Genomic DNA, 12,346 nt, shown 5'->3' on the forward strand with positions numbered 1-12,346 from the left:
TATATCCTTAGTTTTACTTATTTAGACGTTCCTCTATCAGTGTATCAACAACCGACGGATCCGCCAATGTAGAAGTGTCACCTAATTGCTCGTGCTCGTTAGCCGCGATTTTTCTAAGAATGCGGCGCATAATTTTACCCGAGCGGGTTTTGGGTAAACCGTGTGACCACTGAATCATATCGGGCGTGGCTATTGGACTAAGCTCTTGGCGTACCCACGCTTTAAGCTCTTTGGTTAGCGCTTCGTCTGCTTCAACCCCTTCATTTGGTGTCACGTAAACGTAAATGCCCTGCCCTTTAATATCGTGAGGAAAACCTACTACCGCAGCTTCCGCCACTTTAGGATGAGCAACCAGCGCACTTTCAATTTCTGCGGTGCCTAGGCGGTGACCTGACACGTTTAACACGTCATCTACGCGGCCAGTGATCCAATAGAAACCATCTTCATCACAGCGGGCACCGTCACCGGTAAAGTACACCCCTTTGTATGCACTAAAATACGTATTGATAAAACGCTGATGGTCGCCGTATACCGTGCGCGCTTGGCTTGGCCAACTGTCTTTAATCACTAAGTTACCTTCGGCCGCTCCCTCTAACTCTTTGCCATCTGCATCAAACAACGCAGGCTGAATACCAAAGAAAGGACGACTGGCTGAGCCTGGTTTTAATTCCGTCGCACCGGGTAGTGGTAAAATCATGTGACCACCGGTTTCGGTTTGCCACCACGTATCGATAATGGGGCAGCGGCCTTGGCCAATCACGCGGTGATACCATTCCCACGCTTCAGGGTTAATCGGCTCACCCACGGTGCCAAGTAAACGCAGTGATGATAAATCACAACCTTCAGCGGGCGCATCGCCATGAGCCATTAGCGCACGAATAGCCGTAGGCGCTGTGTAAAGGCTATTTACTTTGTACTTCTCTACCACTTGAGCAATACGCTTAACATCTGGGTACGTCGGAACCCCCTCAAAGAAGACTTGCGAAGCGGCGTTAACCATAGGGCCGTAAACCATATAGCTGTGGCCTGTAATCCAACCCACATCAGCCGTACACCAGTAAACATCATCGTCTTTATAGTCGAACGCATATTTAAAGGTCATGGCAGAATACAACAGGTAACCCCCTGTGGTATGCACCACGCCTTTGGGCGTTCCCGTTGAACCTGACGTATAAAGAATAAATAACGGGTCTTCCGCGTTCATTACCTCTGGCTCACACTGGGCAGACATGCCGTCTACGGCATCTTGCCACCACACATCATGCTTTTCGTTCCAATCAACGTCACCACCAGTAAGTTTATGGACCAGTACGTGAGTAATCGACGGGCATGCATCGCCTGCCAGCGCTTTATCTACATTCGCTTTTAAGGGAATGCTTCTTCCAGCACGGCGTCCTTCATCAGCCGTAATAACGACTTTAGCACTGCTGTCGTTAATGCGATCGGCAATGGCGTTTGGCGAGAAGCCGCCAAAGATCACCGAGTGAACAGCCCCTATTCGGGCACAGGCGAGCATAGCGTAAGCCGCCTCTGGCACCATTGGCATATAGATAGCCACACGGTCACCTTTTTCTACGCCCATGCCCTTCAGTGCATTCGCTAACTTACATACTTCGTAGTGCACTTCTTGGTAGGTAATATCTTGACTCTCTTCGGGAGAGTCACCTTCCCAATGAAAGGCAACCTTAGTGGCATTATTAGCAAGATGGCGGTCGATACAGTTATAGCTGGCGTTTAGCTCACCGTCTTCAAACCATTTGATAGACACGTCGTTTTCACCAAAATGCGTGTTTTTAATTTTGGTTGGCTTTTGGTACCACTCAAGAATAGACGCATGTTCGCCCCAAAACGCTTCGGGTTGTTCTATAGATTGCTTGTACATTTCGTCATATTGCGACGCATTAAGATGTGTAGACTGAAGGATATTCTCAGGTACAGGATAAGTTTTGCCGGCGGTCATAAAGATTGCCTCCAATATCAATAATGTAAAATTCTTGTTGTATGGTGAAACACTCTAGCCATTCACTCACAAAGCAAAATGAGACTTTGGTCTTAACAACCTCCTACTTAGGTTCTCGTAACGAAGAATTAGTGTAAAAATACTGCGACTATAGTCTTATGCGACCATAGGCTTATTTAATTTTGAAATAATACGTACACAATCAGCAATGTTAACGTTGAATTTACATTTATTTAACCACATTTTGGAACAGACACGATGAAAGCTAAAATAAAAAATACGGCTACCGCGGTAGCATTGTGCCTAGCGGCATCTAGCGGCGCGGCGCAAGCAGCAACAATCGGCGACACAAGTGTGAAATTCACAGGCTATATCAAAGTCGATGCGATGGTAAGCGACTACTCTGACGGCACCATTGCCTCGGGAAGCGTAGGCCGCGACTTTTACATCCCTTCACTAACTCCGGTTGGTGGCGTTGACGAAGACCCACAGTTTGATGCCCACATTAGAACATCACGATTCCGCTTTGCAACATCAACGCCTACGGCTGAAGGCGATACCATAAACGGTGTATTCGAACTCGACTTCGTTGTAACTAGCGGCGGTGATGAACGTATCAGTAACTCGTACACGCCTCGCGTACGTCATGCTTACCTGACGTATAAAAATTGGTTGGTTGGTCAAACATGGACGACGTTCATGGACGTCTACTCCCTACCTGAGTCACTGGACTTCATTGGTACTACTGACGGTATTACTTTTGGCCGACAAGTGATGGTGAGATACACCAACGGCGGGCTGCAGATTGCGTTAGAAAATCCTGAGTCGACTATCACCCCCTTTGGCGGTGGCGGCCGTATCACAAGTGACGATAGCAGCGTGCCTGATTTAGTAGCAGCTTACACGTCCAAACAAGATTGGGGTTATGTAAAAGTAGCAGGCTTACTTCGCCAGCTTTCCTACGATAACGCCGCAGGGATTGATGCAGATGAAACTAGCTTCGGCGTATCAGTTACCGGTAAATACAACTTGGCAAATGGCGATGACATCCGCTTCACGTTCAATTCAGGTAAAGGTCTAGGACGATATTCAGCCCTTAACGCTGCCAATGGCGCTGTACTCACAGAAAGTGGCGACCTTGAAGCAATCGACTCTACCGGTTACGGCATTGCGTATCGCCACAAGTGGAGCGATAAAGCGCGCAGCAGCATCATGTTTTCAGCATTTGAGGCTGATAATGACGCAACGCTTACGGGGATGGCAGTAACCGAAAGCACATACAGTACACGCGTTAACTACTTGTACTCGCCAACAAAAGCACTGACCGTGGGCGCAGAGTACGCATTTGCTCATCGCGAAGTTGAAGCAGGTTTAGAAGGTGATATGAATCGCTTCCAAGTTTCAGCGAAGTATGCGTTTTAATCCAGCCTTTCAATAAACCCTATGAAAACGGCGCCTGCGCCGTTTTCATCATTCCCTCGACGACTACATCGTAGTAAAAATAATCCCCAATGGCATGATAAAGAACAAGCCACCTATGTAGGCTGCTCCATACATTTTACGCTCTGCTGCTATCACAGATAATTGATAGGAAAGGTTAAGCGGAATGTTACGCAATAGCGGAAAGCCGTAAATAAGCGTTACGCCCAGTACATTGTAAATCAGATGAACAAAAGCAATTTGTAATGCAAACCCACTATTTACTCCCACTACGCCTAGTGCCGCGATTAGCGCAGTAATGCAGGTACCAATATTGGCACCTAAGGTGAACGGGTAGATGTCTTTTGCCTTTAGAATACCGCTGCCAACCAAAGGCACCATGAGCGATGTGGTTGTTGATGACGATTGCACTAACACAGTCATTACCGCACCTGATGCAATGCCGGAAAGTGGCCCTTTACCAATGCTAGTATGCAATAGCGCTTTAGCCTTCCCCACCATGAGCGATTTCATAATTTTGCCCATATAGGTGATAGAAAACATAATAAGCCCAATACCCAAAATAATCTTAGCCACGCCAGGGTAAATAGAAGGCAAAAATGAGAATACGTGGGTAGCAAGGTCGGTAACAGGTTGGGTTGCCACTTTTATTGGGTTAACACCATCAACCCCAATGGCTTGTCCGGTATGAAAAATTGCGACCATTTGAGCACTTAAATATTCCAAAATGCCAAATGCCATTTCTAAGGGTAAAAATATCAGCACTGATAGCACGTTAAAAAAATCGTGTATGGTGGCGGCGTTAAAGGCCCGTTGAAATTCTTCTTTTCTTGCTACGTGGCCTAGGCTCACCAGGGTGTTAGTAATACTTGTACCAATATTAGCTCCCATCATCATGGGTATCGCAATAGTAATAGGTAAACCACCGGCTACCATGCCCACAATAATAGACGTGACCGTACTAGAAGATTGAATAAGTGCAGTGGATACCATGCCAATAATTAACCCCATCACAGGGTTAGAAGCGAAGCTAAAAAGCGCTTTGGCATGATCGCCAGTGGCAAATTTGAACCCGCTGCCAATCATACTAACAGCAAGTAACATAACGTAAACTAGGAGCACTAAGAGTAACCACTGACGCCAATTATGTGTTTTTTGAAGGGCGTCGTTCTGGGCTAGCTGTGGGTCGGTCATTGACATAATACGCACGGTTTAATACATGAAAAGGCCATAGTATGACGTGCGTATTACACAAAAATGACGGGAGTACGCATGCCTCCCGCCAGTTCTAATGGGCTATGAGGGGCTTAGAAGCCCATAGGATATTGCCTTAGCACACTGTGAACGTCATCTAAGGTTTCTTGAGAAAGCGATAAGTCGAACGCATCAATATTCTCTTTTAGCTGGGGCATCGTTGTTGCGCCGATAATAGTAGAAGTGACGCCAGGGACCTGCTGACACCAGGCTAACGCAAGTTGAGACGGCGTAATTCCGGCCTTTTTGGCAATCTGCATGTACTCAACGGTGGCAGCCTGCGCCGGCGGCTTATCTCTAAATAGTCCCATTCGCTGTGCTAATGTCCACCGGCTTCCTTCAGGACGCGCCCCCTTTTGATATTTACCGCTTAACATTCCCGTTGCTAAAGGCGACCAGGGCAAATAAGCAATATTCTCTAGTTCACACATTTCTATCAGATACGGCCAATCTTTTGCGTGAAGTAGACTAAATTCATTTTGAATGGAAACAGGAAGTGGGATATCCATTTCATTACATAGCATCAAAAATGTGTGAATTCCCCATGGCGTATCATCCGACAACCCCCAATGCCTTATTTTTCCTTCATCAAGGGCGCGCTTAATTCCGGTTAGTATATCTCGCATACCATCAAGTTCTTGCTCCCTATTGGTCTTCGTAGGGTTCGCCCCATCAGGCCAGTGCTTACCAAAGTGAGGGGTGACTCGATTAGGCCAATGAAGTTGATAAACATCGATATAATCGGTATTCAGACGTTCTAATGAATACGTTAACGCATTGGCGATTGCATCGGCGGTAATAGGCCCTGCATTTCGAATATACTTTAAACCGCTACCTGCAATTTTAGTCATCAGTACAATATCAGCGCGCTTTGACGGGTTGCGCGAGAGCCAATTCCCGATCACGCGCTCGGTATCGCCGTACGTATCAACATTGGGCGGCACTGGGTACATTTCTGCGGTATCGATAAAATTAACACCTTTATCAAGGGCATATGCTAGTTGCTCATCTGCGTCTTGCTGAGTGTTTTGAATACCCCATGTCATTGTACCTAAACACACGTCAGACACTTGTAAATCGCTAGTTCCTAAGCGGTTAAACTTCATTTTGCTTCTACCTTTTAATGCAATAATGAGTTGACCGCTTACATTAGAAAACCTTCGTTTAAGAACTGCGGGCTTTTTTAGTGGCCAACTCGGCTTCTACACTGGCTAGTCGTGCCTCGATATCTCTCTTTGACTCAACCATTTCATTTGCCAGTTCAGCAAGTGATTTCAACTCTGCAAACCCTAACTTTCTTGTATCAATCATCTGATACTGGCGCTTACAGCGATAAAAGAATGTTAGAAAGTTAACAAAAGCGCGATGAAATGTCGCAAAACTCTTGATCAAAACAAGAATTAATACGACAGACGTAAGCGCTGCTATACTAAGACTGTAAATACGCACCTGCCCTTCTTGTTGTTCAATAACAGGTTGAAGTGCGGCATCCACACCTTTTAATTGCGTTTCAACATTATGCGCGCTTTGTCTAAATTCATTTCTTAAACCTTCGTTATGAGTGACACCTAATGTAATAACGCCGTCAACAAGCCCTATCAGCGCTTCGCGATACTGCACTATAGTGCCACGTACCGCAGGGTCATTTTGGTATTTAGCAGAAAATTGTGCACTCATATCTTTTATTTGCTTAGCGTAATAGCCTTCTCGGGTGATTTGAAAGTTGCGCGTGGCTAACTGCATAGTAGTGAGCTGTTCGATTGCTTGAGCTTTTTGCGCAAGCGGCCCCTCAGCCAAAGCATTCTCTAGCGCTAAGATACGGCCTCTCAACCCGTCGTTTTGTGTTAAACCAATGCGCTCTTGAACAAGTACCACCTGCTGAAATGCACCACTGTATGCCTCAATTGATGTAGAGAGGCTTTCAACATCAGCCACGGGCAATTTATATTCATTGAACAAGGGAATAAGCGTAGTTAAACGCCCTTTGAAAAGATAAGACTGTTCAAGAAAGTCATCGAAATAAGACGTATCGTGACGTAATAGAAAGTCTTTTTCATGCCTTCGCATTTGAAGTAAATCCTGCCCCATTCTTAGTAGAACATCTCGCTGCTGATTTAAGCTAATTAACTGCTGCGTAAAGTAGTGTTGGCTTACCACCAACACCCCCATACCTATCACGCATATCAGGGTCATTAACACTAGCCTAGATTTAATTGAATCGAATTTCATGACTCACTCCTCTGGGGAGAAAAACGAACACCAGGAATATAAACAAAAACTAATAAAACGCAAAAAACACATTAAAATACGTCACAAATATAGATGTTTAATACGCGTTTTATCATTAAACCTTTGTAGCATTTTTGAACGTTCTGCTGTTACTTTAGATATTGTCACCAAAAGAGGAAGCTGCAAAAAAATAAAAAATGCAGCAAATAACGATCTCATAGTGAACCCACTTCTATATTCTTATGGGCTTAGTATTGAACTAGCTGCATAGAATACAAATAGGGCGTTCCCCCCTAGTTATATTCTATGCTATTTAATACGGTTGATTTCATCGAGGTTCTCACAGCTGTACTCCTACATGAAGGTTGGTACCAGGTTTAGGGGCTTTCACTTCTACGCATACTTGGTCGCCGTAATAGTTGTCAGCGTAATTGCACTGCGTACGAATAGGTTGATTAATAGTGGAGGAAACACGGTGGCTATTCGCCATTGTTAGCCTTTTTAATAGTGTGCTCATTTAGCTCTCCTTGTTAAGTTGAAAGCATTATTATTGATTGAGTAAAACTATTAAAACGAGATAAGTTGATTCAGTCGATAGATTTTAAAGATTGTAAAGATGCTAGTTAATCGAATTTATTTATGAGCGAAAGAAATGTGGGCGTAAGCGTTGGGAGGGGTTACGCGTAGGAAAGCGTTGAGCTAATGTAAAGTACTATAAGGAGCAGCGTTTATTTATAACGCTGCTCCTACACCTTCTAGAGAAAAAACTTAAGCATCTAGCCATGGGCCAGTAATCGCCAACGTTTTAGTAGGTGAGTAAATATTGACGAAAAGTGTTTTGCCGTTAGGCGAAAAGCACGCACCAGCAAGCTCAGTTTGCGCATGTAATTTAGCAAAGTTGTACACTTCTCCGCTTGGCGTAACACCGCGCAAATGGTTATCGACAATGTCGGTGTACTGGTCTTCACACACCAATAAATGCCCGTTTGGACACACCGTTAAATTATCGCCAAAGTTGTACAGGTTCTTGTCTTCACTTTCTAAAAACAGCTGAAGCTTGTCTTGTTTTCCATCTGCAGATGGAACAAGCTTCATCACCTGACCTAGCTGCTTTTGCCCGCCATTGGTACAGCAGAAATAAAGCTCATCTTCGCCCCAATGTATGCCTTCACCGCGAGCGAAAAGCGCTGCACCTTTATCATGCCCTTGCACGCGTAAATCATCACTAGGGCTTTCTGGGTTGTCTAACGCGACCCACTCGACATCGAACCATGTAGCTACTGGCATATCGTTGTCATTCCAGTTACGTGTATCGAACTGAAGCTTATTTTTTACGACTAAGGCTTCTAACTGGCCGCCAGCCGCCAAGTTGCCGTACTCTTTAGGTACAAAGCGATAAAGCAAGCTATCGCCTCTATCTTCGGTTAGATAAACAATGCCGGTTTTAGGATCTACACACGCGGCTTCGTGGTTAAAGCGCCCCATTGCTTTCAGCGGCTTAGCTTCTATCAGTGAGTCGGCACTTGCAGGTACTTCAAATATATAGCCGTGATCTTTGTTTACCACATCGCCATTAGGGCCGTAAGGACGGTCTACCGATTCTTCACACGTAAGCCATGTGCCCCAGGGCGTAATGCCACCAGAACAGTTTCTTACCGTTCCAGCAAGGCTAATGAACTCTCGCTCTACCGTTTGCGTGGTAAGGTTGTACACCATCGTTGTAGTGCCACCCGGCAAAGCAACCCCGTTATGGTAATTGTCGTAAGCCAGCGAGCTAGTATGCTTTTGGATAGACGGTGGCTGAGCACTTAAATGTTTGGGGTGCAATTCGTGGTTACGAATAAGCGCTACTTTGTCGCTGGTATCGTCTATAGGTAGACACCCCATACCATCCGCTCTATCAGGTACGTGCATGCCATCTGACATCGCATTGCCAAGACTAGATATTACCTTGTAGCTAAAGCCTTTAGGTAAATCGAGGAGCTTTTGGGGGTCAGCAACAAGCGCGCCATAACCTTCACTAATTGGCATTGACGCCAAATTCATTTTCTTACCAAAAGCACTGGTCGCTAGGCCACCAAATGCCAATGATCCTACTAAAAACTCGCGTCGTGTAATCATGAAAATCTCTTACTGCGCTAAATTTAAATATTATCGTTAGATATTGTTACACTATAACAACATGGACTAATCAAACTAGCAAGAGTGCCATTCATGAAAGCGATAAACAGCGAGTAAAACACGCTTAAGACTGGATAATACTGTAAACGGTGATCGCAAATATTTTCTTAAACCTAAGGAAGTGTTGGGTTTTGCTTAAGCTCTGCCCAATAGGCTTCCGGCTCTGGACGTGAAAAGTAATAGCCTTGAAATCTTTCACAGCCTTTACCTTTCAGATAGTTTAACTGCTCTACAGTCTCCACACCTTCTGCAATGCAGGTCACATTAAGCGCTTTTGCCATTTCGATGATTGCATCAACAATCTGCGTCGCTTTTCCATCAAAATCTTTACCTATGTCATCCACAAAATATTTATCTATTTTAAGTTCACTAATAGGAAGTACTTTCAGGTATGCGAGGCTGGAATAGCCCGTACCGAAATCATCAATTGAAAAACGAAAGCCGAATTTCGCCAGTTCAAGCATAGTTTCCTTAACCAGCTCAATATCTACGACTAAAGCGGTTTCTGTTAATTCCAGCATTAACCTATGAGGTGGAATGCCGAATTGATTTACGCGAGAAAGTAGCGAATTTATAAAGTCTGGCATAACAATTTGTCTAGCACTGATGTTGATCGCAATAGTGGTATTTAAGCCGGCCTTTACAAAGTTACTCATCACGTTCAGCGTTTTTCGTAAAACAATGTCGCCTATTTCGCAGATAGCATAGCTCTCTTCGGCGATAGGAATAAATTCGCCAGGGCTTACCGGACCTAACTCTTTCGAGTACCACCGCACTAGAGCCTCGAAAGAAGAGACAGTTCCATCATGGGTAACTTGGGGTTGAAGCACTATTGATAATTCATCGCTTTCTATTGCTTGTTCAAGCTTAGATTTTATATCTAAGTAACGGTCGAATTCTTTAAACCCATCCTCTGATATATGACAAAGACCAAAAGGCGCCGACTTTTTTGCCCTTTTAACAGCCTGTTCGATTACATTGATGATTGACTCAAAACTTTGACCTTGCGGGTTAAAGATAGCACTGCCGAGTGACGCAGTAAGAGACCATTTCACTGAATTTATGACAATATCGAAATGACGTGGACTAAGGAGTGCACTTTCCACTAAGCTCGCATCGAATTTATGGAGATCTTCTTTTCTATAGGTTTTCTTCGACAACACGACAAAACTATCGCCACCGTACTTAAATATCTCATAATCATGACCGATGACGAAGAGCAACTGCTCGGCGACTTTTCTTATGGCATAGTTTCCGTTACCAAAGCCGAACCGCGTGTTAATTTGCGCCATATTATCGATATCTAGCAACAAAATGTGTATATATTCTTGATTCATTGATGCGCGCAGCATCAAATCTTTAAAACGTTGATGAAACCACTGTTGATTTCGAAGGTGTGTAACAGGGTCAGTATAAGCGAGGTTATAAATTGTATCCTGCGCTTCTATGCGTTCACTAATATCTCTAATAACACCTATAAAGCCCTTCTCACCCAGATCGCTACTTTCAGACAATGACAGCTCCATCTGAAAGATATCGCCATTCTTTCGCTTAGCAGGAAGCTGCCGGCCTACTCCTATAATTTTGCCTACCCCAGTCTCCATATAGTTACGCATATAAAAAGCATGGTTAGAGGCGTAAGGCTCTGGCATTAATACCTCTACGGATTGAGCGAGTAACTCGCCTCGGGTGTAACCAAACATTTTAAGCGCAACGTCGTTACAATGTGTGATTGTGCCCCTGGTGTCGATACTAAATACAGCATCATTGATATTATTCAAAATGCTTTGAATTTTCTTAGCCCGGTCTGCACTGAGAATTAGCGCTGTTTTATATTCGGTAATATCTTCGAATGCACCAAAAAGACGCTTAACCGCGCCGTTTTTGTAAAGCTCAGCCTTCCCAGAAGCTCTTACCCATCTAACAGAACTGGACGAATCGATAATTTGGCACTGAATGTCATAGGGGCACTGCTTATAGCGTAAATTTTCGAAGGCGAATGTAAGCTCGGCAAGATAATCAGGCGCAATAAAATCGAGTGCTTTTTGTATGTTTATCTCACTATCAATTGGCAAATCGTGAATTCGATAGGTCTCCGGTGACCATATCAACTTTTCAGTTTCGGGGTAGAATTCCCAAGACCCCGTGTGCGACATACGACTTATTTCATCAATAAGCGACAAGTTATGGGCAGTTTTTGTCGCAAAAAAGTCTTTTTGAAACTGCGTAGAAAACAGCTTGGCCTGAAGTGAAAAAACTTGTAGCCACTCAGAGATGTCTTTTTTCGGCGTTTTAAACACAGCGACGAGTACGCCAATATCACGAAGTTTTTCGTTAAAAAGCCCGGCGCCTAAATACCCTTCGGCGTTAAGCGCCTTAAGGGTTTGATCTTCGGAAAAATGGACACAAACGTCTGACTCATAACCACACGGCCCTGTTATTAAGACGCTTTCACAAGGAGAGCCTTTCAGCTCATATTCCATTTGTGGAATCGATGAGTTATGCGATAACCCTATCAACACAGAAATACTATGTGCTTTTTTGACACCTAAAAAAAGATAGTCAGCCTGCAGTAACTCGTTGAACTCTATTAAGTCTTGCTCATAGGCACTGCGATTTTCCAAGATAATCGCACTGAACTCCGATTCGTTTAAAACTGACTCGAATGACATTGCTTTATAAAACCTTAATGTAAGACTAAACCGAAGCTTGCCACTTCGCACTAATGAAAGAAAGACATGACAATGATAAATTTCAGATTTATCAATACCTAAGCTTAGCTAAACTTTCGATTAAAGCTACCCACTAGCCTTATCCATGTTAAACAACTGCTCGCTAAATCCCGCCATAGAATGAATGCGGTGCAGAAGCCGCTAACACAAAAGATAGGATGGCTTTACGGCGTGTTAATCCCCTTCTTTCCAAACTTCTTGCCATCCCAATTAAGGAGAGAGTGAAGCCCCATCAAAAACTGATCGCAGTAGGGACGCTGATTGATGCCGCCAAAGATGGATTTACGGTGCGTTTCTGCCTCTCCGTACAGGCTCAATAGATGCAAAAGGGGGGCTTGTTCACTCTAGAACTCTCAGCTGCATGGAAGCAGCTGCGAAGCCCCCATGGATGGGTTTACGGCGTTTCTCGGAGGGCATACACTCGCGCACTTTCCAAAAGGCATAAAAAAGCGCACCTAAGTGCGCTTTTTTTGGCTTATGTTGCTAAGTCTAGATTAGTCTAGGATCTTAGATACAACACCAGCACCTACTGTACGACCACCTTCACGGA

General features: G+C 44.4%; 8 protein-coding genes. 1 reads left to right on the plus strand and 7 read right to left on the minus strand.

The features are described from left to right. Nucleotides 1-13: 13 nt before the first annotated feature. A complete protein-coding gene (acs, locus tag ACX5J7_RS11260) occupies nt 14-1,960 on the minus strand; it encodes an acetate--CoA ligase (protein ID WP_498707246.1) in 1,947 nt (648 codons plus the stop codon). A gap of 258 nt (nt 1,961-2,218) precedes the next feature. Here acs and ACX5J7_RS11265 point away from each other — a divergent pair, with 258 nt between their 5' ends. Next, nucleotides 2,219-3,382 (plus strand): DcaP family trimeric outer membrane transporter, encoded by a 1,164-nt coding sequence (locus ACX5J7_RS11265; protein ID WP_071952769.1) that lies wholly within the window; start codon nt 2,219-2,221, stop codon nt 3,380-3,382. Between the two features lie 63 nt (nt 3,383-3,445). On the opposite strand, the gene ACX5J7_RS11270 is transcribed toward ACX5J7_RS11265, so the two are convergent. The 6 genes from ACX5J7_RS11270 to ACX5J7_RS11295 all read right to left on the minus strand — a co-directional run bounded on the left by ACX5J7_RS11270 (nt 3,446) and on the right by ACX5J7_RS11295 (nt 11,736). Next, nucleotides 3,446-4,600, minus strand: coding sequence for a Na/Pi symporter (locus tag ACX5J7_RS11270; RefSeq protein ID WP_020744834.1), 1,155 nt, complete (start codon nt 4,598-4,600; stop codon nt 3,446-3,448). A gap of 107 nt (nt 4,601-4,707) precedes the next feature. Continuing rightward, on the minus strand, nt 4,708-5,760 hold the full coding sequence (locus ACX5J7_RS11275) for an aldo/keto reductase (RefSeq protein ID WP_498707247.1): 1,053 nt from the start codon (nt 5,758-5,760) through the stop codon (nt 4,708-4,710). Between the two features lie 58 nt (nt 5,761-5,818). Then, the gene (locus ACX5J7_RS11280) at nt 5,819-6,883 is read right to left on the minus strand and encodes a hypothetical protein (RefSeq protein WP_015068175.1); all 1,065 of its coding nucleotides are present in this window, start codon (nt 6,881-6,883) and stop codon (nt 5,819-5,821) included. A gap of 340 nt (nt 6,884-7,223) precedes the next feature. Further along, the gene (locus ACX5J7_RS11285) at nt 7,224-7,400 is read right to left on the minus strand and encodes a hypothetical protein (protein ID WP_498707248.1); all 177 of its coding nucleotides are present in this window, start codon (nt 7,398-7,400) and stop codon (nt 7,224-7,226) included. A gap of 251 nt (nt 7,401-7,651) precedes the next feature. After that, nucleotides 7,652-9,004 carry an alkaline phosphatase PhoX gene (locus ACX5J7_RS11290; protein WP_024017019.1) on the minus strand — a complete coding sequence of 451 codons (1,353 nt, stop codon included), beginning with the start codon at nt 9,002-9,004 and terminating at the stop codon, nt 7,652-7,654. Between the two features lie 173 nt (nt 9,005-9,177). Next, complete coding sequence (locus tag ACX5J7_RS11295) at nt 9,178-11,736, minus strand: sensor domain-containing protein (protein WP_498707249.1); 2,559 nt, start codon at nt 11,734-11,736, stop codon at nt 9,178-9,180. Nucleotides 11,737-12,346: the final 610 nt, after the last annotated feature.

It is taken from the genome of Alteromonas infernus, assembly GCF_902705815.1.